The organism is Paenibacillus sp. J31P190 (assembly GCF_059692075.1).
The window spans coordinates 212,802-236,757 of record NZ_JCAUAS010000002.1 but is presented as its reverse complement, the minus strand read 5'-3'; the positions used below and the strand labels follow the sequence as shown (position 1 = coordinate 236,757).

General features: G+C 44.2%; 21 protein-coding genes. All 21 read left to right on the top strand.

Translation table 11 applies throughout. The features are described 5' to 3' along the window. Positions 1 to 35: 35 nt before the first annotated feature. The 21 genes from AC58U0_RS04685 (at position 36) to AC58U0_RS04585 (ending at position 23,708) form a co-directional block, all read left to right on the top strand. Positions 36 to 2,324 carry a DEAD/DEAH box helicase gene (locus tag AC58U0_RS04685; RefSeq protein WP_497377874.1) on the top strand — a complete coding sequence of 763 codons (2,289 nt, stop codon included), beginning with the start codon at positions 36 to 38 and terminating at the stop codon, positions 2,322 to 2,324. Then, the gene (locus tag AC58U0_RS04680) at positions 2,321 to 3,877 is read left to right on the top strand and encodes a ribonuclease H-like domain-containing protein (protein WP_497377873.1); all 1,557 of its coding nucleotides are present in this window, start codon (positions 2,321 to 2,323) and stop codon (positions 3,875 to 3,877) included. Before AC58U0_RS04685 ends, AC58U0_RS04680 begins: the two co-directional genes overlap by 4 nt. An 869-nt stretch (positions 3,878 to 4,746) precedes the next feature. Next, positions 4,747 to 5,556: an Fpg/Nei family DNA glycosylase gene (locus tag AC58U0_RS04675; protein WP_497377872.1), complete on the top strand. Its 810-nt coding sequence runs from the start codon at positions 4,747 to 4,749 to the stop codon at positions 5,554 to 5,556. A 15-nt stretch (positions 5,557 to 5,571) separates the two neighbouring features. Then, positions 5,572 to 6,399 carry a deoxyribonuclease IV gene (locus AC58U0_RS04670; RefSeq protein ID WP_497378245.1) on the top strand — a complete coding sequence of 276 codons (828 nt, stop codon included), beginning with the start codon at positions 5,572 to 5,574 and terminating at the stop codon, positions 6,397 to 6,399. 42 nt (positions 6,400 to 6,441) lie between these two features. Then, positions 6,442 to 6,795, top strand: a complete 354-nt coding sequence (locus tag AC58U0_RS04665) for a cyclic-phosphate processing receiver domain-containing protein (protein WP_063860249.1) — start codon at positions 6,442 to 6,444, stop codon at positions 6,793 to 6,795. Positions 6,796 to 6,816: 21 nt separating this feature from the next. Beyond that, on the top strand, positions 6,817 to 7,590 hold the full coding sequence (locus tag AC58U0_RS04660; RefSeq protein ID WP_057302372.1) for an ABC transporter ATP-binding protein: 774 nt from the start codon (positions 6,817 to 6,819) through the stop codon (positions 7,588 to 7,590). 23 nt (positions 7,591 to 7,613) lie between these two features. Beyond that, positions 7,614 to 8,651 carry an SAM-dependent methyltransferase gene (locus AC58U0_RS04655; protein WP_497377871.1) on the top strand — a complete coding sequence of 346 codons (1,038 nt, stop codon included), beginning with the start codon at positions 7,614 to 7,616 and terminating at the stop codon, positions 8,649 to 8,651. Between the two features lie 86 nt (positions 8,652 to 8,737). After that, positions 8,738 to 10,378, top strand: coding sequence for a serine/threonine protein kinase (locus tag AC58U0_RS04650; RefSeq protein WP_497377870.1), 1,641 nt, complete (start codon positions 8,738 to 8,740; stop codon positions 10,376 to 10,378). A gap of 107 nt (positions 10,379 to 10,485) precedes the next feature. After that, positions 10,486 to 10,998, top strand: a complete 513-nt coding sequence (locus tag AC58U0_RS04645; protein WP_497377869.1) for an acyl-CoA thioesterase — start codon at positions 10,486 to 10,488, stop codon at positions 10,996 to 10,998. A 261-nt stretch (positions 10,999 to 11,259) separates the two neighbouring features. Further along, complete coding sequence (locus tag AC58U0_RS04640; protein ID WP_497377868.1) at positions 11,260 to 12,375, top strand: nucleotide-binding protein; 1,116 nt, start codon at positions 11,260 to 11,262, stop codon at positions 12,373 to 12,375. Next, positions 12,372 to 13,634, top strand: a complete 1,263-nt coding sequence (locus AC58U0_RS04635; RefSeq protein WP_497377867.1) for a TadA family conjugal transfer-associated ATPase — start codon at positions 12,372 to 12,374, stop codon at positions 13,632 to 13,634. The genes AC58U0_RS04640 and AC58U0_RS04635 overlap by 4 nt, the downstream gene beginning before the upstream one ends. Next, positions 13,631 to 14,503 carry a type II secretion system F family protein gene (locus tag AC58U0_RS04630; RefSeq protein WP_497377866.1) on the top strand — a complete coding sequence of 291 codons (873 nt, stop codon included), beginning with the start codon at positions 13,631 to 13,633 and terminating at the stop codon, positions 14,501 to 14,503. The genes AC58U0_RS04635 and AC58U0_RS04630 overlap by 4 nt, the downstream gene beginning before the upstream one ends. A 1-nt stretch (position 14,504) precedes the next feature. After that, positions 14,505 to 15,374 carry a type II secretion system F family protein gene (locus AC58U0_RS04625; RefSeq protein WP_497377865.1) on the top strand — a complete coding sequence of 290 codons (870 nt, stop codon included), beginning with the start codon at positions 14,505 to 14,507 and terminating at the stop codon, positions 15,372 to 15,374. A 15-nt stretch (positions 15,375 to 15,389) separates the two neighbouring features. Beyond that, entirely contained in the window at positions 15,390 to 15,617 is a 228-nt protein-coding gene (locus AC58U0_RS04620) for a Flp1 family type IVb pilin (RefSeq protein ID WP_057302380.1), read from the top strand. After that, a complete protein-coding gene (locus AC58U0_RS04615; protein WP_497377864.1) occupies positions 15,583 to 16,611 on the top strand; it encodes a TadE family protein in 1,029 nt (342 codons plus the stop codon). The genes AC58U0_RS04620 and AC58U0_RS04615 overlap by 35 nt, the downstream gene beginning before the upstream one ends. Before the next feature lie 14 nt (positions 16,612 to 16,625). After that, on the top strand, positions 16,626 to 18,911 hold the full coding sequence (locus AC58U0_RS04610) for a TadE/TadG family type IV pilus assembly protein (protein WP_497377863.1): 2,286 nt from the start codon (positions 16,626 to 16,628) through the stop codon (positions 18,909 to 18,911). 17 nt (positions 18,912 to 18,928) lie between these two features. Beyond that, positions 18,929 to 19,594 (top strand): TadE/TadG family type IV pilus assembly protein, encoded by a 666-nt coding sequence (locus AC58U0_RS04605; protein WP_497377862.1) that lies wholly within the window; start codon positions 18,929 to 18,931, stop codon positions 19,592 to 19,594. Between the two features lie 36 nt (positions 19,595 to 19,630). Further along, a complete protein-coding gene (locus AC58U0_RS04600) occupies positions 19,631 to 20,140 on the top strand; it encodes an A24 family peptidase (protein WP_497377861.1) in 510 nt (169 codons plus the stop codon). A 13-nt stretch (positions 20,141 to 20,153) separates the two neighbouring features. After that, complete coding sequence (locus AC58U0_RS04595) at positions 20,154 to 21,647, top strand: DUF6382 domain-containing protein (RefSeq protein ID WP_497377860.1); 1,494 nt, start codon at positions 20,154 to 20,156, stop codon at positions 21,645 to 21,647. 200 nt (positions 21,648 to 21,847) lie between these two features. Next, the gene (locus tag AC58U0_RS04590) at positions 21,848 to 23,404 is read left to right on the top strand and encodes an ABC-F family ATP-binding cassette domain-containing protein (RefSeq protein WP_497377859.1); all 1,557 of its coding nucleotides are present in this window, start codon (positions 21,848 to 21,850) and stop codon (positions 23,402 to 23,404) included. A 13-nt stretch (positions 23,405 to 23,417) separates the two neighbouring features. After that, on the top strand, positions 23,418 to 23,708 hold the full coding sequence (locus AC58U0_RS04585; RefSeq protein ID WP_261300954.1) for a Dabb family protein: 291 nt from the start codon (positions 23,418 to 23,420) through the stop codon (positions 23,706 to 23,708). The last annotated feature ends 248 nt before the right edge of the window (positions 23,709 to 23,956 follow it).

Below are 23,956 nucleotides of genomic sequence, written 5' to 3'. Positions count from 1 at the left end.
ATAGAAGAAACGATAATGGTAAGGAGATTCGACTCATGAATCCTTTAACTGGTAAGGTTTCTTCCATGATAGAAATGATTGATTGGTTGCGCAAAGCACCAGAAATCATGTCACAGGTAACATATTGGCACACCATACCCCCACGCGATCCCAAGCTGGCTGAATTTCCAGATGGTTTGCATGAGGGTATTCGTGCTGCACTTCAACATAAAAACATTCAGCGGCTATATACACACCAAGCGGAGTCGTTCCGTCAGGTGACAGCAGGTCACCATGTGGTCACTGTGACACCAACGGCTTCAGGCAAGACTCTTTGTTACAATCTTCCAGTTTTACAGAAAATACTCGAGAACGATGCGTCTCGTGCACTATATTTATTCCCAACGAAAGCGCTAGCGCAGGATCAAGTCGCGGAGCTCCAGGAAATGGTCGACTTCATGGAGGTCGATATTAAGACGCATACCTATGATGGAGACACGCCGCCGACGGTGAGACAGGCCATTCGTAATGCTGGACATATTGTTGTCACGAATCCGGATATGCTTCATTCCGCCATTCTTCCCCATCATACGAAGTGGGTAAAGCTTTTTGAGAACTTGAATTATATCGTTATTGACGAGGTGCATTCGTATCGTGGGGTTTTCGGCAGTCATGTCGCAAATGTGATTCGCAGGTTGAAGCGAATTTGTCGCTTCTACGGCTCAAACCCGCAATTTATTTGCGCATCGGCGACGATCGATAATCCGAAGGAGCATGCGGAGCGACTTATTGGCGAAAGCGTGACGCTGATAGACAATAACGGAGCGCCGGCAGGCGAGAAGCACTTTGTATTCTATAATCCGCCAGTGGTGAACCAGCAGCTGGGGATTCGTAAAAGCTCCGTCTTGGAGACGCGCAAGCTAGCGGGAACGCTGCTGCGGAGCGGGATCCAGACGATTGTTTTTGCTCGGAGCCGCGTGCGCGTGGAGATTTTGCTGACCTATCTGCAGGAGCTCGTGACTCACGAACTGGGCAGCAAATCGATCCGCGGCTACCGTGGCGGGTATCTCCCGAAGCTTCGCCGGGAGATCGAAAGAGGCTTACGCAGCGGGGAAATACGCGGCGTTGTCAGCACGAACGCGCTGGAGCTGGGCATCGACATTGGCCAGCTGCAAGCGTGCGTGCTAAATGGCTATCCGGGCACGATAGCCAGCACTTGGCAGCAGTCCGGGCGTGCCGGACGACGGCAGGAGACCTCGCTGACGATACTCGTCGCGAGCAGTAATCCGCTGGATCAGTACTTGATCCAGAACCCGAGGTATTTCTTTGAGCGGCCGCCAGAGCAAGCACGCATTCATCCTGACAATCTGATCATTCTCGTAGATCATGTGAAGTGTGCGGCTTATGAGCTGCCCTTTGAAGCGAATGAGAAGTTCGGTGATGAATCTCTCACCGATGTCCTCGAATATTTGACGGAGGAGCAAGTGCTTCATCAGGTGAATGATCGTTGGTACTGGATGGAGCAGTCTTTTCCAGCTCACAACATTTCTTTGCGCTCTGCAGCGCAAGAGAATTTCATTATTATTGATATGACGAATGCAAATAGAGTCATTGGTGAATGTGATCGTTTCAGTGCGCCAACTCTCATTCACGAAGAGGCTATTTATATCCATGAAGGCGTCCAATTCCAAGTGGAGAAGTTGGATTATGAAGAGAAGAAAGCCTATGTTCGGCAAGTGAATGTGGACTATTTTACCGATGCAAGTATGGCTGTGCAGCTCAAGGTGCTGCATGTGAATCGAGAGGGTCGTGTAGGAGGGCTGCTGCGCCAATTGGGTGAGGTCACAGTGAATGCTCAGCCAACGATATTCAAGAAAATTCGTTTGAGAACGCATGAGAACATAGGTTCCGGTCCTATTCGGTTGCCTGAAGAAGAGCTGCATACGAGCTCTTATTGGTTTACGTTCGACGAGGAGATGTCGGCGGGGCGTTCGACCAATGATATGCAGCATGCGCTGCTCGGCATCGCGAACGTCCTATCGCATCTGGCTCCTCTGTACTTGATGTGCGATCCGATGGACATTCGGGTCGTTCCGCAGGTGCGTGCGGTGCATAACAAACTGCCGACGGTGTTTTTCTACGACCGCTACCCAGGCGGTGTAGGTCTAAGTGACCGGCTGTACGATGTACACGGTCAGCTCATGGATCAGGCGCGCAGCCTGATTGAGCGCTGCGGCTGCATCAGCGGCTGCCCGGCCTGCGTTGGGCCGATCGAAGAAGTCGGCCTGCTCGGCAAGAAGCTGGCCCTGGAGCTGCTTGCGCAGCTCGAAGGCGGTGCCCGATGAGCGGGCTCCGCGAGAGACTCGGCCGCCTACGGGGACCTTCGGCGGCTCAGGCGACACCGCCGACCTTGCCTGCGGCAGACGGCGAGTGGGCGCAGCTCGGCGCCCATGTAGAAACGAGCCCGGCGGGCTCGTTCGTCATGCGGCGTCGTGTGTACGGCGCGGACAGCGTGCACGGCAAGTATCGGCTGCGGGAGCTGGCCGATGTTGCGCAGCAGCTGTCCTGCTTTCACGAACGTGACGCCGTCGTCCGGGTCGAAGAGCTGCTCTTCTTCGACACCGAAACGACCGGACTCGGCGTCGGTGCAGGTAACGTGCCGTTCATGGTCGGCATCGGCTTTTATACCGGTGAGCTGTTCACGGTAGAACAGCTTTTGATTCGCAATCCAGCGGAAGAGCATGCTATGCTTCTTTATTTGCAAGTACTGTTCGCACGCTTTACGCATATTATTTCCTACAATGGCCGTACATTCGATTGGCCTATTCTTAAGAATCGCTATGTTCTTAATCGACTCACATTGGACGATGCAAAACTGCTGCAGCTTGATCTCCTTTACCCTTCGCGAAGCCTGTGGCGAAACACACTGCCATCTTGTCGACTTAGCAAAGTTGAAGAGAGCCGCCTTGGCTTTGAACGAGTAGACGATGTACCAGGATCAATGGCACCCGCTTTATATTTTCAATATCTGGCGGAAAAAAATCCATCCGTACTTGAAGGTGTATTCGTTCATAATGAACACGATATCGTTACTTTAGCTGCACTTGCCATACATTTCGGCAAACTGTTGAGTGGGGGTAGTGAAGTTAAAGGAAGAATACCGGGTTCATACCGTTTTGAACAGGAGCAAATGAAGGGATTGCCGTCGAATGGAGAGCAAGAGATTGAAACTGATCCCGGTCTTGGATTCGGCCAAGAACAAGAACAAGAACAAGAACAAGAACAAGAACAAGAACAAGAACAAGAACAAGAATCCGAACTCGAACTTGATCCCGAGCTCGAACTCGAAGAATTGTTCCGAACAGGTATATGGCTAGACAAAATGGGTCGAACTGTATTAGCTGAGAATTATTTCGATGAATTATTTGCTAGGTTAATGAATGATCCAAGATCAGCTGAACCAGCTGATCAAGAATCTGCCATTCTTCTATTAGCTGCCTTTTACAAGAAGAATGGTGAATATCATCGAGCGGTTGAACTATGGAAGCGATGGATTGCCATCAAAAACGCGAGCATTGCGCTTCATTTGGAGCCTTATTTGGAGCTAGCGATGTATTACGAACATCGAGAGAAGAACTTTGCTCAGGCGATATTTTTCGCTGAGGAGGCTTGGGCGAAGCTTTGGCGTCGGCGTTCGCTTCACCGTGGGGATAAACGTCAAAACGAAGTCGAGGAAGCACTGGAGAAACGTATCCGTCGATTGAAAGGAAAGTTGAGGAAAACCGAAAGTCATTCGTTTGAAATGACATCTCCTGTTGTGAAGGGTAAGAATACATCGAAGGAGAAAAGTAAGACTCGCAAAATAAAGCCGATTTACGTCAGTGAAGGGCTAATTTAATGCGGATGTACGCCATTCCTCAGAATCCTTGAGAGTAGCCCATTTTCGTGGAGACTGGTCCGTTACTATGTTAATTCTATACATTTTAACATATTAGATAAGAGCTTCTAGAGACTGCTAAATTTCATTTTTCATCAATGAATCAAGAAATAGAAGCTCCTAGAGGCTCCTAATTTAATCATTTTCACCATTTTTGCTAACATTTCATAGTAATAGAAGTCTCTAAAGATTGCTATTAGTCATTTTAATACCTTTATGGTTGAAACAAGAGTCTCTAGGGGCTCTTATTTTTGAATTTCAAGACGAAGAGATTATCTCGTTTGTTAAAAGAGAATCAGGGGAGCACCAAGAAACACTAAGAAGCACTAGAAGCACTAGAAGCACTAGAAGCACTAGAAGCACTAGAAGCACTAAGAAGCACCAATAAACACTAATAAGCATTAAGAAGCACCAAGAATCACTAAGAAGCACTAAAAAGCTTAAGAAGCACCAAGATGCACTAAGAAGAGCTAAGAAGTAGCTAAGGAGCAATAAGAAGAACTAAGAAGCATTAAGAAGCACTAAGTAGCACCAAGGAGCACTAAGAAAAACTAAGAAGCACCAAGGAGCACTAAGAAAAACTAAGAAGCACCAAGAGCACCAAGAGCACCAAGAGCACCAAGAGCACCAAGAGCACCAAGAACACTAAAAAGCATTAAGGAGCATTATAAAGCACTGTGAGTACTAGAGCTAATAAACACTAACGAGCACATAGAAGCACATAGAGCACTAAGAACTCTCCAGAACCATCCAGAAGTTGTGTTAGGTAGTTCCGTTTACTTTCCCAGTCATTTGGCTATACAAGGAAGAAAAGGCAAAGAGAGTGTGCCATGCCCGAACTACCAGAGATGGAAACATATCGCCAGCAGTTGACGCGGTTGATCCAAGGTGCGCCAATCACAGGGTCGGAAGTTATGCGTCCGAAATCATTGAATGTGGAGCCGGATAGTTTCATTCGTACGCTAACCGGGAACCGTATTGTACGGATAGATCGCAGAGCTAAGCATTTGCTGTTTCATTTGGTATCAGGTGAAGTTTTGTTATTGCATTTAATGCTTGGTGGTTGGATGTTCTATGGCACGGAGGAAGAGAAGCCAGATCGGACAACGCAAGTTGTGATCCATTTTGGAACGAAGCACTTATATTTCATCGGATTGCGGTTAGGATATTTGCACATGCATACACTGCCTGAGGTTGATCTGCTATTAGGCAAGCTTGGGCCTGAGCCACTGGAATCCAGTTTTACTTTTACACAATTCCAAAGGGTGTTGAAAAGTAAGAAAAGCAACTTGAAATTATCCTTTGTTGACCAATCGTTTCTCTCAGGTATTGGGAACTGCTATTCCGATGAGATATGCTTTTATGCGGGCATTCTCCCTCTTCGTAAACTGTCCTCACTGACAGAAGAAGAGCAGAATCGCTTATTTCAAGCCATGCGCTCGGTTCTTCTCGAAGCTATTCAATTCGGGGGATATATAGACGAGCCTCTGTTTGTTGGTGACCGTTTGACGGGGCAGTTCGATGCTATGTGTCGTGTATATGATCGAGAAGGGGAGCCTTGTTTGCGCTGTGGACATCCACTAATCAAGACAGAAGTTTCGAGTCGCAAATGCTTCTATTGTGCTAATTGTCAAGCGTGAAAGGGCTGATTCATGATGTTTATTGGCGCTCATGTTAGTACGCGTGGCGGCTATTTGGGTGCGGCCAAAACCGCTCTGTCTATAGGGGCAAATGCGTTTCAATACTTTCCCATGAATCCGCGCAGTCTTTCTACCAAGTTGGTTAATCAAAGAGATACAAGCGCATGTGCGCAATTTTGCCTGGAACACGGCATTTTATCAATTGGGCACGCGCCATATCCTCTGAACCCTGCGGCTGATGAGGCTGAACGCGATCATATGATAAAGCTTTTGAGGAATGGGTTGGAAATTACGGATGCCTGCGGTTCGGTAGGATTAGTGGTGCACTTTGGAAAATATATTGGAAAAGACCCGTTACAAGGCTATAAAAATATAATACAATGTTTGAATAGTGCTGCTCAAGGATATGAGGGTTCTTCTTTGATTTTGCTTGAGAATCAAGCTGGGGAAGGTGCTCAGCTGGGGCTAACCATGGAAGAAATGGTTCAAGTGCGCAAACTAAGTGAAGCTCCAGAGAAGATTGGATTTTGCTTGGATACGTGTCATGCATTTGCAAGTGGTTTATGGCAGGGGCATAATTGGTTAGAGCTTGAGACCAAGGGGAGACAGCTTGACTATTTTCCGCATCTGAAGGCCGTTCATTTGAATGACTCAGTCCATCCATATGGTTCACGCCGAGACCGCCATGCAAATATTGGGGCTGGTTATATTGGCCGAGAGAATTTACAGCAGATGCTAAGCTCTTCCTTTTTGAAGCAAATTCCTATCGTTCTTGAAACAGGTTCAGGTAGTGACGGTACACATGCTCAGGAAATTGCACTGGTGAAATCTTTGGTTTACTAGTCCTTCATTCATTCCATCATGAATAGGAAAGGAAATCCGATCATGATTCATGTATACTTAGATGACTTGCGCCCTTGTCCCCAAGGATTTACTTTAGCCAAAGATGTCAAAGAATGCATTTTACTTCTCCAGGAATTTGATGTTGATATTTTGTCGTTAGATCATGATTTGGGTTGGTCTACGATGGAGACTGGCATGGACGTCGTCATTTGGTTGACGCAACAGCGTAAATTTCCCAAAACAATTTATATTCATACTTCCAGTCCCTCGGCTTGCACGGCCATGTATCAAACGCTCTACACGGCCAAACCCGAAGGGATGAGTCTATACCCTCACCGAATTCCTGACGATTTGCTCATGCAGATTGCACAAGGGACTTATAAGAGTGAGCCGTAGTCAGAAAGGAATCGACCGCAAATGATCCATTTATCCGGTATTCATTTTATTAGAGAAGAACGTCATATTTTACAGGATGTGAATGTACACATTCAGCCAGGTGAACACTGGGTATTGTTAGGCCGTAATGGTTCAGGTAAGACAACATTGCTTGAAATGATGAATGGATACGAGTTCCCGAGTCGGGGAACGGTAGACGTGCTGGGCAATCGATATGGTCAATGTGATGTGAGGGAAGTTCGCAAAAAAATCGGCTATATTTCACAGTCTTTATTCGAAAAATTGAATCTGAGTGACCCTGTCCTCGAGGTTGTCGCTACGGGTGAATATGCCTATTTACGGTTTTATCAGGAAATACCCCAAGAGGTGAAAGATCGTGCTCTAGTCATGTTGGAGCGTGTTCGCATTCCTCATTTGGCTCATCAGCCTTTAGGAAGTCTTTCGCAAGGAGAACGTAAAAAAGTCATGCTTGCCAGATCGCTGATGATGAAGCCTTCCATTCTCATTATGGACGAACCAGCGGCTGGTCTAGATTTATACGAGAGAGAACGTTTTCTAACAGATGTCAATGACCTCAGCAAGCAAAACATTACGGTCGTATATGTGACGCATCATATCGAAGAAATAATCCCTTTATTTACACATGTTGCTATCATTGAACAAGGTGAAATCATTGCTGCAGGGCGCAAAGAAGAGGTACTGACTCCGGAACATATTCATCGAGCTTTTGGGATCGAAATCACGTTGGAATGGTTCCAAGAACGTCCATGGATTAAGGTTATTGAATCAAGATAGTAGATTACATAAAGGATGCGGCTATGACACACTTAACGACATACATTGGTACCTCGAATCACGGGTTCGCTCAATATGCACAAGATGAAATTCGTAAGTTATTTCCCTTAACTAAGTTTACTTTGTTGGTGCCGACAGAGGTGTTTATATTCGAAGTGCCCGAGGGTACAGATGATATGATCACAACGCTTAAAGAGCAGGAGCCTATGTTTCTTAGGCATGTTCAGCCTGTGAGTCAAGACTGGGACTTGAGCCGTACGGATGCGGATATCGAACATCTCAAGGCTTGGCTAAGAGATGCCATTTCTTCAGGGCTTATTGGTTCAGGCGAGAAAATAGCCACCCAAGTGCGCAAAGAAGAGCGGGCGGATGTACCTTACGCGCCTTTCACCGTCAAGGCAGCTTTAGATGAAATATTGGTTTCGGAGATTCAGGCTGAACCCGTAGTTCGATATGCGGATCAAATCATTTCCGTGTATATTAGCGCTAAGAAGTTATTCGTGGGGCTATCTAAGCCTGCCGACAATTTGTCAGATTGGTCAGGCGGTGCGATCCGGTTCATGAAGGAAGAGGATCAAATCTCGCGTGCTAAATTCAAGCTTTTGGAAGCGGAACAGCGATTCGGTATTGATTTCGGCGTCGCTCGTACGGCACTAGATATTGGTGCGGCCCCTGGTGGATGGACATCGTTACTTTTGGAGCGCGGCTTGCGTGTTACGGCTATTGACCCTGCTTCCATGAGTCCCAGACTTCAAGGCAACCGACTTCTCACGATTCTTAAGAAAAATGCGGGTGAAGTAAAGCTGAGGGAAAATGAGTTTGATTTGCTCGTCTGCGATATGAGCTGGGACCCACGTCAAATGGGTCGTTTAGTCGCTGATTTACTCTATTCCTTACAAAGTGGGGGAACGGCAATCATTACGGTCAAACTCATGCATAAAAAACCGTTTCAAACGGTTCGTGATGTTTTGAAGATTTTGGAGCCGTCTCTCTTCCTGCTTAAAGCCAAGCAATTGTTTCACAATCGGGAAGAATTGACACTTTATTTGCAAAAGACGTAGAATGTGGAAAAAAATGTAGATTTTTAAAGAAGGCCCTCTTATAATCAAGGTAAATCTTACCTGATAAGGGGGCCATTTATTTATTGATGAATAAACAAAGTTGGATCGGAACATGTATTGGGGGAAGATATCGAATTGAAGCCTTGCTCGGTCAAGGTGGTATGAGTCACGTTTATTTAGCAGAAGATTTGAAGCTGAAAGGGAAGAAATGGGCAGTGAAAGAATGTTTGCCTTTTGAAGCCGATGATATGACATTCTTTCTAGAAGAAGCGGAAATGCTCGCTAGGCTCCAACACCCGCAGCTGCCGCAGTTAGTTGATTATTTTACAACTGAAGATGGAAAAGGCTTCTTGGTTATGGATTATATTCAAGGGCCAACCTTACAAGATTTATTCGAAGAAAAGGGTCGCGAGTTACCCGTTGCGAAAATTATTCATATGGCCTTTCAGCTGTGCGATTTACTTCACTATTTGCACACGTTTCAGCCTCGTCCGATTATTTACCGCGATCTCAAGCCTTCCAATGTGATGTTAAATGAGCAGAACCAAGTCCGATTAATCGATTTTGGCGTTGCCCGACACTTCAAAAACGGTAAACCATCCGACACCATCCAAATGGGTACGATTGGCTTTGCTGCTCCCGAACAATTCCTAGGCTTACAAACGGATGCGCGATCTGATTTATTTACACTCGGCGCTATGCTGTATTATTTATTATCAGGCGGCCAGTATGCGTATATAACCCAAAAATCGTTGGAACTGATACGTCCAGATTTACCTGAAGCTTTAACCTCCACCGTGCGATTACTCCTGCAAGAGCACCCGCAAAAAAGATGTCAATCTGCCATGGAAGTAAAAATGAGACTTCGTTCCATCTATTCCGAATCAACTATGACCCCAGAAACGTTGACTCAACACACACCAATCATCCCTTCAACACCAGATAAATTAATTGTTATTGGCGGTTTATTTGCTGGTGTAGGTGCAACATTCATGGCAATTACATTGGCAAGAATTCTTCACGCTATGCACATTCCGAACGCACTTGTTGAGCAGCCAACAATTGAACCTGATTTGTATATGCTCCTTTACGGCGATAACAAGGCCCCTAAGGATTACACATTCGCGTCTAATCTCATTAGTGAACAAACGTCAGCAGCGATTTCATCATGGATCAACGGTTTTACGACATGGGTACCTCTTCATCCTGAAGGGTTTCAAAGCACATGGCATCCTGAGGATTCCTTCAAACTTCTACATACGATAAAAAAGCCAATCGTCATTTGGGACGTATCCACGCATTGGGAGGATCCTTCTGTTCAAGAACTTTGTCATAGTGCGGATGAGATCATTGTAGTTGTAGACGCCTCTCCTGGAAAGTGTAATCGCCCAAGTTCACGAGCGCATTTCAATCAATTTGATAGGTATCAGAAGCGTGGTAAAAAGGTGCATTTTGTGGCGAACGGCACGATGCCGGGACTTTTGCGGAGTGAATGGGTAGATTCGCTGCCAGCCGCACCGTTATGCACCTTACCTGAAATTCCGCGTACTGAAGTCATGCGTGCTGTTTGGAAAGGGGAATGTATTCAAGATCAGACCGAGGTTTTGGAGAAGTTGAAAGATGCTCTGACCCCTTTACTTAGAGAAATTCTGCCGACAGATACGGTTAAAAAAAACAGTTTGAAGGGGAGTAAATCGTTATTCTCACGATTCAAAAAACCTAGTTAACCCCTTTAATAAATTTGTAAATTGATTCTCAAGTTATAACCAAACGACCATAATTGTGTTATGATGAGTCATATTTCATTTAGATGCAGATAGAGGGGGCCATACATATGGAACAAAGATATGCTAGAGAATCCAGATGCTTTAAGACGTCACGAATTTTTCCTACGGATGTAAATAACCACAACACGCTGTTTGGTGGAAAATTGATGTCCTATATTGATGATATTGCATCGATTGCGGCACATAAACATTGCCGGAGGTCTGTTGTGACAGCCTCAACGGATTCTGTTGACTTTTTGTCGCCCATACATACGTCAGACTCGGTTTGCTTGGAGTCATTCGTGACATGGACTGGCAAAAGCTCGATGGAGGTCTTCGTCAAAGTCGTAACCGAAGATTTGAAAACTGGGGCAAGAAAAATTGCCGCAACCTCTTTCCTGACATTCGTAGCACTCGATGACAATAAAGTTCCGGTTGAAGTTCCAGATGTGGTTCCAGAAACGGAAGAAGAGAAGAAGCTGCATGAATCGGCGCCACACCGAGCAGAAATGAGACGTTTACGAAGAGTTGAAAGTAAGAAGCTGGCGAGCTTCTTCACGATGAAATACCCTTGGGAATAAAAGGGATTGATTTTCCGGTAGAATGTGGTACAATTTGGATAAATTAAATCGGACAAGCGGAAGCACCGCTGATCGTGGAGATCATATCTCCTCAATCGGCGCGTGCTTTTTTTGTTTTCTCCGAATCGCGAAGGAGGCTGATGATGAAGGTTGAGACGACCATTCGCATTGCCATTGTGCTGACGGTTATTAGCTTTGTTTTAATCGCCAGTGGCGTGTATGCCAATGTTTCATGAATGAAATAAGAAAAGGGAGGTAGGAATGAATAAAATTCAACTTTACGTCTTAGATGATGACATCGTTTACGCAGAGAGACTTGCTGCCTTCATACGATCTTCTGAGATCGCTGAGAGAATACAAGTGAGGCTTTTTTCCAAAATAGAATTGGTTTTCGAGGTGCTTGAAAATCAGCAACTAGAAGGGGTTTTATTACTGTCCGAGGTATATTACCCCTTAATGATGAATCGGAGTACATCGTTATGCAAAATGATTTTGAGTGAAACGATTGCAAATTCCAAAGAAGCGGAGACGAAGATTCCGTTCTTATATCGTTTTCAAGCCCTGCACCAATTAATATCGCGCCTTCAGGCTTTTTATACGGAAAAGCATAGATTTGATGCGGGTCCTGGGACGAAAAGAACTAAAGTTCTATCAGTCTACAGCAGCAGCGGGAATAGTGGGAAAACGATGACCGCCGTTCATTTGGCGAAGCAGTTGTCTTTTCGCGGGGAACAGGTTTTTTATCTCAGCCTGGAGTCGGTCAGTACAGCCTCTCAGTGGCTTCAGGGGGATATAGGACGATTTTCACAGCTTCTATATTACATGAAAAGCACGCCTGAGTTATTGGGACCTAAGCTGCGGCTGCTCAAATCTAACGATTCTAGGCTGCGTATTGATTATCTTACTCCCAAAGATCAAATCAGGGAGATGCAGGAAATGAGCGGCGATCATGTCCGTCTTCTTATTGAATCATTGATCTCGTTGAACCAATATGACTTCATTATTGTTGATTTAGAAGCCACAGTGCATCCGAGAATTGTAAAAAGTTTGGATGTCAGTGATCATATCGTCTGGATTGTACGGGACGATTTAAATGATTTATATAAAACTGAGGCACTACAGAAGCAAATGAGTTCCATGCAAAATGTACATTTCGTAATCAATAAATATACGGGCAAGGAAACGAATGATTTCTCAGATTTGGGTAAGGAAATAACGTTTAAGCTTCCGTATATCCCCGAGTGGAAAGTTTTAAGCACTCCAGAACAGATCTGGCAATCTGGCTTGTTTTCAGAACAGACGTATGAGATGTTTACTGCTATTCAAATAGAAAAAGGGCATTCTTCTTCGGTTAGAGAAGGGGCTGCTGTTTCATGAATCATGATTTGTTTCTCACATTGAAGCAGCAGATAAAGGAGAAGATTGATCTTTCCAGTACGGTCAGCGATGTCACATTAATTGAACTTATTGAGGAGTCCGTTTTCAGCGCAGCAGGAGAGCACGGTTGGACTTCAAGCGAGATGCAGGCTCTAGTAAAGCGAATTTTTGATTCTTTTCGTGGGTTGGATATCCTTCAACCGCTGATCGATGACCCATCCGTGACAGAGATCATGGTCAATGGGCACGAGTGCATCTTTTTCGAAAGGAAAGGCGCCGTTGAGCGATATCCGTATCCTTTGGAAAGTGTAGAGAAACTCGAGGACCTCATTCAGATGATTGTTTCTAAGGTGAACCGGATTGTGAATCAAGCAACGCCAATAGTCGATGCGCGTCTGCCTGACGGGTCAAGGGTAAACATTGTTCTTCCGCCGGCCTCTTTGAGTGGTCCAACTTTAACGATTCGTAAGTTTCCGGAAAAGCCCCTGCAAATGGCAGATTTGATTCGTATGGGAAGTATCTCGGAAGAGGCAGCAGAAGTTTTACAAGTAATGGTTGAATCGGGCTTTAATATCTTTATTGGTGGCGGAACAGGTTCAGGGAAGACGACATTTCTAAATGCATTAAGTGCTTGGATTCCCCCGCACGAACGTATCATTACGATCGAAGATTCTGCTGAGCTTCAGATACAGACTGTACCTAATTTGGTACGAATGGAAACCAGAAATGCCAATACCGAAGGGAAAGGAGAGATCACGATTCGAGAGCTTATTCGTTCTTCGCTGCGCATGCGTCCCAATCGAATTATTGTTGGGGAGGTTCGCGGAGCGGAGGCACTGGATATGCTAGCTGCGATGAATACGGGGCATGATGGAAGTTTAAGCACAGGGCATGCAAACACATCTGTGGACATGCTCAGTCGGCTTGAAACGATGGTACTCAGCGGTGCACCACTTCCTGTAGAGGTTATTCGTAAGCAAATTGCCTCAGCTTTGGATGTTATGGTCCATGTGAGTAGAATTCGTGATCGTACCCGTAGAGTCACAGAAATTCATGAGGTTTTAGGTGTAAAGGATGGTGAGGTCCAGCTGCACCCGCTTTTCTTATTTAATGAAAAAGGGGAAACCGTGGATCGCAAGGTAATTGGTGAGCTCGTATATACCGGAAACAGGCTGCACCACATGCACAAAATTCGAATGGCTGGAAAGAAGCTGCCAGAGTGGTTTGCACAGGTTCAGAGAGAGCGTGATGCAGGATGAAGATTTTGATACTTCTCCTCATTTGTGGAGCTTTCAGCTGGTTTTTTCTATTGTATTTGGAACGAAGAAAAGGATCAACTAAGAGAGCTGAATCTCAGCCCATCCAGCACTCAGCTCCAATGAACCATCTGATTGACTATAACCACTATCAGCTAACTTCCAAGGAAAAAGTAAGTGCTATCCTGATGCTTGCCTTACCAGCGTTCATTGTAGGCTACATTTTCTACAAAAGCTTCGTTCTTGCTGCAGCATTGGCAGCGGTAGGCTTTGCATTTCCCCGAATACGTAAGCAGCAGTTAATTCAAATTCGTAAAAACAAACTGTATGTACAGTTTAAACAAGCATTAAGCTGCCTATCTTCTTCCATGACGGTTGGTAAGTCGATTGAAACAGCGTTTAGAGAGGCATTAGAAGATCTGAAAATGCTGTATCCAGATCCCGCTTGCCTGATTGTCTTGGAATTTAGTATTATCTGCCGAAAAGTAGAGAACGGGGAACCCATTGAAGCTGCTCTGAAAAATTTAGCGGATCGCAGTCATTTAGAAGATGTAAGAAGCTTCACAGACGTTTTCTTGACTTGTAAGCGGACTGGTGGCAATTTGGTGGAGGTCATGAAACGAACGGCTACGGTGATTGGCGAAAAGCTTGAAATTTCTCAGGATATTTCCGTGATGATTGCACAGAAACGTTTTGAATCGAGGGTGCTGCTCTTTGCTCCGATCGTCATTGTTGCCGTGCTAGCGTTCTCTTCTCCGGAATACATGGTTCCTCTTTATACGGGCAGCGGTGTACTTATCATGTCAGCGAGCTTGGTGCTGCTTGGTGCTTGCTATATACTCACTCAAAAAATCATGAATATCAAGGTGTAGCATGTGGATCACGATTGTATTTATTACTCAGATTGCCGTTTGTATCCTATTATTCCTATGGGGGCGAGTGCAATATGCTGAGATTATCAAGGCTCACCCTTATCCGTTCCAAATGAAGCTGCTGTTACCTTACAGCTACTTGCTTATCGACAAGCTTAATTTGATGGAAAAATCACCCGATTTTACGGCAAAAGTACATCATAAATTAATTACACTGCATGGGAGAAGCTTCGCTGCACATGGCAGTAAATGGTTTCTTGCAGAGCTTATCTCGGCTTCGACTTTATGCTTAGTAATTCTAACTCTGCTATCCATTCTTGCTGGAGGAGATAGTTCTCTGTTTGGATTTGGATTGCTGGCTACTGCGATTATTCCCCTGATCATGGTACGTGATTTAGATGCGAAAATCCGCAAGAAACAGCAGCTGATGATCCTTGAATTGCCTGAAATATTGAGTACAATCGTGCTGCTCGTAAACGCAGGAGAGACCGTAAATCGGGCATGGATACGCTGTGTAGAGGCACGACCGCATAAAGCGCAAACACCGCTTTATAAAGAACTGGCACAAGCCGTTCATGAGCTGGAGATGAATGTATCTTTTGCAAAAGTAATGGAGGATTTCAGCAAACGCTGCGCCCTTCATGAAGTGTCCTTATTTACTTCTACTCTTCTGTTGAATTATAAGCGAGGTGGTAATGATTTTGTTGTAGCGCTTCACGCACTTTCGTTGGACCTTTGGCAAAGAAGGAAGTCGGTTTCACGAACACTAGGTGAAGAGGCTTCATCGAAGCTTGTATTTCCCATGGTGCTCATTTTCGTTGTCGTGATGGTCATTGTTGCGGCGCCAGCTTTACTTATGATGAAACAGTAATGGAGGTATGTAGAGATGAAAACAGCGTTAAATTGGTTAAAACAGTTTTGGGAAGATGAAGAAGGATTAGGCACTTTGGAGATTTTATTGATCGTTGCCGTGCTTGTCGCAATAGCTATTATTTTCAGAAAGTGGATCGTCTCGTGGTTCCAGAAGTTAATTGGAGATGCCAACTCTGATTTGAAAGACAACAGCGCGGTTGTTCCTTGTGCGCCTAGTCCAACAACTAGCTGTGCGCCATAGGCGTCAACTTAGTCTCCGCGTTAGTGAGGAAGGAAGCTTTACATTAGAAGCTTCTCTTGTATTTCCGCTGATTCTACTTTGTACGGTTACGCTTCTCTTTGTGGGCATGTATGCGTATCAGAACGTATTTGTTCAGCAGCTTGCGAGGACGGCGGCTGAGCGTCTTGCCTTTACGTGGAACAACAGCCATAAAGATTTAGTGACAGGAAATTATAATCCAAGTGAAACAGATGGCCTTTATTGGAGACTAACACATGATAGTGTGACAGATTTATTCGGAATGCTGAGTGGTAGTGGCACAACAGAAGTCATTATTCCCTCGGGCAGTGCTAGTGGTCACGTGGAGAAAAAACTTGCCAAATCCTCTACATTACTACCTCAGGGAGTGACGGGAACCGCAAAATACGCTAACTATCTTTTTGACCATCAGGTTGAGGTGAAATTGACAAAGTCGTTTCTTATGCCGAAGCAGCTAAAGAGATGGTTGGATTCTGAGCACACAACTGGCAGGGCTGTTTCACATGTTGTAGAAACTGTTGAACTTATTCGATTAACGGATATTACACGTACTTATTTCAAAGCGATCAAAGGCCGAATTTCCCCTCAAAAGGCGAGAGAGGCACTCGTAGAACCTATTCAGGATAACTTGTCTGGCCCTAGTGTGTCGATCCAATCAGAGCGTCAAGCCGCGGCCTATTTGAAATCACTGGTTGGGGGTACAGAGGTCATTTTGACGACAACATCAGGAAAAAGCAGAACGATCGATGCGCTGGATGCTCGAGGTATTGGTCATCAGGCTTTTTACAATATGACGGAATTTCAGCTTCGTACCGAGCAGCTGCCTAAGGATATTGAGCTGCTGGATGAAAAAGCGCAAGTGAGGGGCATCGTCTGGCACTTTTTCAAAAAAGATGCCAGCGGCAAAGGAATGCCGTCTAATTCATTTCGTAAGGAGCTGGAGCGTAAAGGGATTGTTGTTGTCATTCACAATTAGAAAGGGGGGAGTTTTTGAGGAAATTCGTTCGTTCAGAGAGTGGTGCAGTTTCTGTCTATCTGATTCTCATTATTGTGCCGATTTTCTTATTTCAAGCTGTGCTCATTGATTTCGCAAGAATTAAGCTGGCTGAAAAAGAGACAGAATCAGCGGTCAAAGCTGCAGCGCGATCGGTTATGTCAGCTTACGATACAGAGCTGCAAGCGATGGGACTCTATGGTCTTGGCATATCGCAGGATAAGACGGAGGCGTTATTCCGCCAGGTTTTTGCAAGTAATTTATCAGGTCAAGTATCGACTGGAGCATTTCATTATGTGGATACACGGCCTGTAGAGAATGGCATGCGTGTTACTCCGGTGTACACATTAGCCAGTCATACGATTTTTGAACGGCAGGTGCTGGAGGATATGAAGATCAAGGCTCCTATCGAGTATACACTTGAGATTACCGATAAGTTTCGGAACAGCGGGACGAAAGCCCCCTTTCAACTTGGGTCTCAGTTTTCTAAAGAAGCGGCGGAGCTTGAAAAACTCATTGATCAGAGAGAAAGCGCACTAGATGAAGCTTGGCAGAGCAGCGAAGAGCTGACTGGAAAAATATCGAAGTATCATACTTATTATCAAAAGCGCATCATCGAATTAGACGAATTAGCTGCACAAATCGGCATTCATACTGCTGATGAAGTGAGAAGCGAAATCGTAGAAGTGAAAAATCAGCTGAGATCCATTCAAGATTCCATACATGATCTGGATATGTCAATTGCAGCGCTAAGCCAAGCTGGACCCGTGGCCGGCATACAATCCCTCGCAGCTTCTAAACAAATATTAGGGTCTCAGGCACAGGTCTTCGCCCAGAAGTTAAATGATCTAGAAGCGTTGTTGCAACTGATCATTAAATACGCAGCAGTCCTAGCTGCTACGAAGCTGGAGGTGCCGGCTAACGGAAGAGAAATCCAGCTATTACAGCAAACTATTGAACCTGCTCTACGATTAGCAAAGCAGCGAAATGACGAAATACGTACGAAGTTAAATGGGATAGCTCAAAGTTCGGGAATTGGAACACAAGGTGGAACCACAGGGGTCTATGAAGTGTTTCAAAATGTTCCTGTTATGGGTGATGATTATTTCTACAGATATCAGACAGCCATAGCCAGCATAACTGCGTTATTTACTGCGTTCCAAGAAGTTATTAATTCTGTATATCTATATACATCTGACAATACAAGCAGAGCAAACCAAGCGAATAATGCTTATTTTTCTGAATCTAGTGAATTTTATAGACTGCAAAGTGCTTTGGAAAAGACAAGAATGGACAAAAATGAGGCAACGGCAACGAATAAGCGTCAGCAAAAAAACAAGATACAAGTCATTTTGGATCAAGCTAAACAATCAATCGGTTCTTGCAGTATGCCGAATACTCAGAGTAGTGACACTGAACTATACAACCGTCTTCAGGGGGATGCCGGACAAGCAGCGGGTGAGAAAAATTTGTACCAAAAGTATCGAGAAGCTAATGCTCAAGATACGATGATAGGCAGCGAGATTGCTTATGATTTAGAGAAACCAGAACCTGTAAGTTTAAAAGCGATGGGAATGCTCGAGGCGTTTAATAACGCGGCGGAATCGATGAGAAATGAGCTTTATGTGAATGAATTTGCCCTTACGAAATTTAATTACCGCACATATGGATTGGAAAAAGACCCTGCAGGCCAACCCAAATTGTCCAATGAACTGGTGAATCCAGGTTCGCATAAGTTGGCAAATCAAGAGGCGGAGTATCTGTTATATGGATTTTCTTCCTGTGTTGGCAATATTTCGTCCGCATATGCGGAAATGTTTGCATTCCGGATGGCGATCCGTACAGTAGAGGCGCTCCTTGATCCGAAAAAAGAGCTGCTCGGAATAGGCTCCCCCTTACTTGTGCTCTTGGCTGCTGCCGCGGAAGGCGCGCTAGAAGCTTTTCAAGACATGAATAAACTAACAAAAGGTGAAGCTGTAGAGTTATCTGCGAAAATCACTACATCAGCTTTGAGTTTAACGTACAAAGATTATTTACGCATTTTTCTGCTTTTACACAGTAATAATACGAAACTTATGGCTAGAATGCAGGCACTTATCGAACTGGAAACGGGTAAGGATTTGGTTCAAGAAACGACGTATATTCAGGGAAATGGATCAAGCGAAGTGAGGTTGTGGTTTGTACCGCAAATCATGAAGCTGCTAGATGGAACTGGGTTATTAGGGTGTAAAGTGCAAGGGAATCGGTGCCGGTTCAACAGTACTTCAGCTGTAGCTTATTGAAGAAAAGGGGGCTGTTTATGCTTCGAAAGTTTCACCATGAGCAAAAAGGCGGCATGGTGCTGGAGGCTTCTTTGGTGCTGCCCTTCTTTTTAGCTTTTGTGATTGGTCTGATCATATGTATTCAGATTGCCATATTAGAAATGGAGCTGCAAGCCGGGGTATCGGAGGCAACAAAGTCGGTTGCCGGTCAATTATACCCTGTACGGCTTCTTGTCCAAGAAGCCAAATCGAAATTCGGTCATAGCCGTGCTGCTGAAATGTTGAGTTCAGTTGTAGATCGTGTACAAACAGCTCGAGATCAAGTGAAGAACACGGAGAATCTGGCAGATGAATATGCCGCATACATTCCGAATTCACTCCTGGAGCTTGTTAAATGGGAAAAAGAAAAGCGTGTGTTTGGAGAGGGAAAGGCTCAAGCAGAACTGGACGAGCTTTACGAGAGTCAAGTTAAGCCTCGCATTCATGCGGCTTTCACGCCGATTGTTTATGCATTTTGCAATCAAACAATTATGAAGAAAGAGAAATTTAAGGTCATTTCAGTGACCCTCCCGAGTATGGAAAGTCGTGGTAATGCGTTTTTTGGTATAGAAGCTCAAATAACTTACAAGCTTCCGCTGCCGTTTATAAGTCACACGATAATATTAAAGAAAAAGGCTGTTGAGCGGGCATGGGTAGGCGCCTAAGAATCTTTAGAAAACTTTAGGAGGGACCTTTTTCCTTTGATTCATTTGATCTTATTTATACTAATAGCTATTGCATTAGTGATTGACGCACGTAAATCACTGATCCCAAACAAGGTTACTTTCTGTGGAACAATGATTGGCTTCGTATACCACGCATTTATGGAGGGTTGGAGCGGTGTTTTTTTTGCTGGGATTGGTGCAATTACTGGGTTTACAGCTCTACTTTTACTTTATTTTTTTGGTGCTCTAGGTGCAGGTGATGTAAAGCTTTTTGCTGCAATTGGGGCGATAATGGGATTTGCATTCGTACTTCAATCGATGCTGTATGCCATTCTATGTGCAGGATTTATAGGACTTATCTTGCTCTTTATCCGTAAACAGATGATAAATACAGGTCATAAACTTGCTGCGTGGCTAGTTTCTATTGTTGTTATACAAGATATGGGCAGTCTGCTAGGAATGAAACATCAAAAAAACATGAAATTTCCGTTTATGTATGCAGTTGTACCGGGCGTTGCATTGACTTGGTATTATTCGTTTTTATGAGAGAGGTGAATCCATGACGCAAGAAGTTTTTGGGCTTCGTTATGAATTTGTATATCGACATGGTCATTATATGGTGTTGTATAAGGAGGATGGTTTGGATTCTAAGACTCTTTCGCCTCTGCAGGTCAGGATGCTTGAAGCTAACGATGTGCCAAACCTTCTACCGTTAGAAATACAAGAGGTGGATTTCCGCATAAGTTTACTTTATAACTTGTCGGCTAAACGAATGCTGGCCCATGTTCTGAAGGTGGAGGGGTTGTCTAAACAGCATTTTGCAAAGCTCATGTATGCTATTGTTTGTGCAGTTGGAGAAAGTAAAAATTACATGCTTTTTGAATCAGGATACGTTTTGAAAGATAATTTCATTTTCATTGGCAGTGATTGGTCGGATGTTTATCTGACTTATGTGCCGCTTGAACCAATAAATGATGAAGATTCCGTCTTCAAGTCGCTTGAGTCTCTGATGAAACAACTCTCACAGAAATTGAACAATGATGATAGGGTCGTGGTGGTTACGAGGATGGAGACATTATCACGGAATCAGAGCTTGCAAGGATTTAAGGAGAATCTGCTAGCTCTGATGGACGAACAACCACCCGTGCAAGATGATTTTCAGATATCTAATCATGTTGATGAACATGCAACAGAAACACCTCTCAACATGCAATTGTCACCTGCAAAAGAAAATAGGTTGCCTAAGCCGTTTTGGAAGCGGGACGAAGTCCAGCAGCAAGTTCGGATAAACACCTCCATAGAGGAGTTACTGCAGCCCAATAATGTTCCGAAAATGAATAAAGAACAGGGGAATCCGGTATCTTTTATAGCTTTATCGGGACGGTCACGAACGATAGTCCTTGCTGTTGTTATTTTGCTAACCGCGTTTCTATGGCAGAATTATTTTACATACCCATCTACAGGTACTCTGCAAATAACCGCAGGAATTTCGACTTTACTCATGAATGTATGGTTTATTATTCAATTTTTGGGATTACCTCGCTTTCAACGGCATACAAAAGGAAGCACTGGTGTTAACCTGCCTATCTTCCCGGTTTCAGAGAAGCAGCTAGACCTAAACCTAGCAACACCAATACCTGAACCGATAAATATCCAAAATTATTATGAGAATTTACACATGCATACGACCTTGCTCAATCACAAAAAGCCAAACGCTACAGTTTTCCTTGGCAGGCTAATAAATCAACCGTTAGGAGCCAGGCTTGAATGGCAAATTGAAGGCACTACTAAAACTGTTCCTCTGAATAAAGATCATTTTATAATGGGCAGAGGAGATGCCAGTTTGAAGGTTGATTATGTTTTGGAAGAAGCGGGAGCTTCCAGAATACATGCTGAAATAATTAAGAATGAAGAGGGTTATATGATTAAAGATACAGGATCAACGAATGGGACCTATTTAAATGGCGAACCATTGGTTACCTATCAATCCTACCCGTTGAAGGATGGAGACGAGATACGAATTGTACGGCAGGAGATTAAATTTTATTTGTGAGATTTAGACAATATCAGATCATTTGGCACTAATTGCAGCGTCCCAAGGGGGACGTTTTTCTGTATGGTTTTGTATAAAAGAGAATGAATACGCTTCCCAGATGAATTTACCTATTCCTGTCTTGCATGAGCAGTGTTATAATAAGAAGTCGCGAGTATGTGCGATTATCTTCGAAATAGACAGGAGTTTGGAATTACGAGATGAGTCTTTTGACAATTGAAGATTTAAGCCATAGCTTTGGAGATCGTACGTTATTTAAAAATGTATCCTTCCGTCTGCTCGCTGGCGAGCGCGTCGGTATTGTTGGAGCTAATGGCGTGGGTAAATCCACGTTAATGAATATATTAACCGGAAAAGTTCTTAAAGATACAGGTAAGGTTGAATGGACGCCGCGCGTTCATTACGGATATTTGGACCAGCATTCCGTGTTAGAACCGGGCAAAACCATTCGCGATATTCTGCGTGATGCTTTTCTTCCTCTCTTTGAAGCGGAGAAGGAGATGATGGCGATAACCGAGAAAATGGGTGATGCCACACCGGAAGAGCTTGAGGTTCTTCTGGAACAAATGGGCGAAATTCAAGAGCGTTTGGATATCGGCGGTTTCTATATGCTGGATGTGAAAATCGAGGAAATGGGTAACGGTCTTGGGCTTAATGCCATTGGTTTAGACCGTGATGTTACTTCCCTTAGCGGTGGTCAACGGACGAAAGTTCTTTTGGCTAAACTCCTTTTGGAGAAACCGACTGTTCTTCTCTTAGATGAGCCAACCAACTATCTGGACGTTGAACATATTGAATGGTTGAAAATGTACCTCAAAGATTATCCGTTTGCCTTTATGTTGATTTCACATGATACTGAATTCATGAATGAAGTCGTAAACGTGGTATACCATTTGGAATTCACGAAGCTAACTCGCTATACGGCGAATTACGAGAAATTCCTGGATATGGCTGAAATGAACAAAACACAACATATTGACGCTTATGAAAAGCAGCAAGAGTACATTAAAAAACAAGAAGATTTCATCGCGCGTAATAAAGCGCGGGCGTCAACTTCAACCCGCGCCAAGAGCCGGGAAAAACAACTTGATAAGATTGATCGAATTGAGCGTCCGGAGACGGCAATGAAGCCGACTTTTGTGTTCAAGGAATCACGTTCAAGCAGCAGAGTTGTTTTTGAGGCGGAAAACTTGGAAATCGGTTATGATCGTCCTCTATTACCGAAGATGAATGTAACGATTGAGCGCGGCGAGAAAATCGCTATTGTCGGATGTAATGGTGTAGGTAAATCTACCCTTCTCAAAACGATTCTTGGAAAGCTTGAGCCTTTCAACGGCAAAACGTACCGTGGAGACTATTTGAGTCCTGCCTACTTTGAACAAGAGGTTAAAGCACCGAGCATGACACCGATCGATGATGTATGGAACGAGTTCTCTTCGATGACTCAAAATGAGGTCAGAGGGGCACTTGCCCGAGTCGGGCTCAAAAATGAGCACATCACACGTGCTATGGGTAAGCTTAGCGGTGGTGAACAAGCGAAAGTAAGACTTTGTAAACTGCTAATGAGAGAAAGTAACTGGTTGTTATTCGATGAGCCTACGAACCATTTGGACGTTGTTGCCAAAGAAGAGCTTCAGAGGGCTTTGAAAGAATATAAAGGTACTGTACTGCTCGTTTGTCACGAACCTGAATTTTATGAAGGTTGGGTAACAAGAGTGTGGGATGTTGAAGAATGGTCTGCAAAAGTAACCAATTAGGGGGAAATCATTCATGTTAACTCACGTTGTGTTTTTTAAGCTCAAAGATCGCAGTCCGGAAGCAGTTGAAGTAACAAAGGCTGTACTTACGAACATGGAAGGTAAAATCCCGGTCCTGCGGCATATTGAGGTTGGAACCGACATTTTGCATCTGGAACGTTCGTATGATATTGCTTTGATTACCAAATTTGATTCCTTAGAGGATCTCAAGGCATATGACACGCATCCCGTTCATGAAGAAGTGAAGGCCCATATGAAAACAGTCCTTGATGGAACGTCCATTTGCGTTGATTTTGTAAGCTAATCTAGTTTGAAAAACATAGGGGAACAGTGTAGTATCACTAGAAGAGACTTGTTTATGACTTATGTCATGGGCTTGCTTATGAATCCTAGGCTGCACTGTTTTTTTACCATCTAAGAAAGTATAAGTTTTCGGATCACGAAAACCGCTTTCTTATTGGCGATAAAACCTAATATAGGGATCTTTGGTCGTAGACCAAAGTCTCACTGCTTATAGGGATCTTTGGTCGTAGACCAAAGTCTCTCTGCTTA

Coding starts and splice junctions, on each gene's coding strand:
- AC58U0_RS04685 (WP_497377874.1), top strand. CDS start 36: ATGAATCCTTTAACTGGTAAGGTTTCTTCCATGATAGAAATGATTGAT.
- AC58U0_RS04680 (WP_497377873.1), top strand. CDS start 2,321: ATGAGCGGGCTCCGCGAGAGACTCGGCCGCCTACGGGGACCTTCGGCG.
- AC58U0_RS04675 (WP_497377872.1), top strand. CDS start 4,747: ATGCCCGAACTACCAGAGATGGAAACATATCGCCAGCAGTTGACGCGG.
- AC58U0_RS04670 (WP_497378245.1), top strand. CDS start 5,572: ATGTTTATTGGCGCTCATGTTAGTACGCGTGGCGGCTATTTGGGTGCG.
- AC58U0_RS04665 (WP_063860249.1), top strand. CDS start 6,442: ATGATTCATGTATACTTAGATGACTTGCGCCCTTGTCCCCAAGGATTT.
- AC58U0_RS04660 (WP_057302372.1), top strand. CDS start 6,817: ATGATCCATTTATCCGGTATTCATTTTATTAGAGAAGAACGTCATATT.
- AC58U0_RS04655 (WP_497377871.1), top strand. CDS start 7,614: ATGACACACTTAACGACATACATTGGTACCTCGAATCACGGGTTCGCT.
- AC58U0_RS04650 (WP_497377870.1), top strand. CDS start 8,738: ATGAATAAACAAAGTTGGATCGGAACATGTATTGGGGGAAGATATCGA.
- AC58U0_RS04645 (WP_497377869.1), top strand. CDS start 10,486: ATGGAACAAAGATATGCTAGAGAATCCAGATGCTTTAAGACGTCACGA.
- AC58U0_RS04640 (WP_497377868.1), top strand. CDS start 11,260: ATGAATAAAATTCAACTTTACGTCTTAGATGATGACATCGTTTACGCA.
- AC58U0_RS04635 (WP_497377867.1), top strand. CDS start 12,372: ATGAATCATGATTTGTTTCTCACATTGAAGCAGCAGATAAAGGAGAAG.
- AC58U0_RS04630 (WP_497377866.1), top strand. CDS start 13,631: ATGAAGATTTTGATACTTCTCCTCATTTGTGGAGCTTTCAGCTGGTTT.
- AC58U0_RS04625 (WP_497377865.1), top strand. CDS start 14,505: ATGTGGATCACGATTGTATTTATTACTCAGATTGCCGTTTGTATCCTA.
- AC58U0_RS04620 (WP_057302380.1), top strand. CDS start 15,390: ATGAAAACAGCGTTAAATTGGTTAAAACAGTTTTGGGAAGATGAAGAA.
- AC58U0_RS04605 (WP_497377862.1), top strand. CDS start 18,929: ATGCTTCGAAAGTTTCACCATGAGCAAAAAGGCGGCATGGTGCTGGAG.
- AC58U0_RS04595 (WP_497377860.1), top strand. CDS start 20,154: ATGACGCAAGAAGTTTTTGGGCTTCGTTATGAATTTGTATATCGACAT.
- AC58U0_RS04590 (WP_497377859.1), top strand. CDS start 21,848: ATGAGTCTTTTGACAATTGAAGATTTAAGCCATAGCTTTGGAGATCGT.
- AC58U0_RS04585 (WP_261300954.1), top strand. CDS start 23,418: ATGTTAACTCACGTTGTGTTTTTTAAGCTCAAAGATCGCAGTCCGGAA.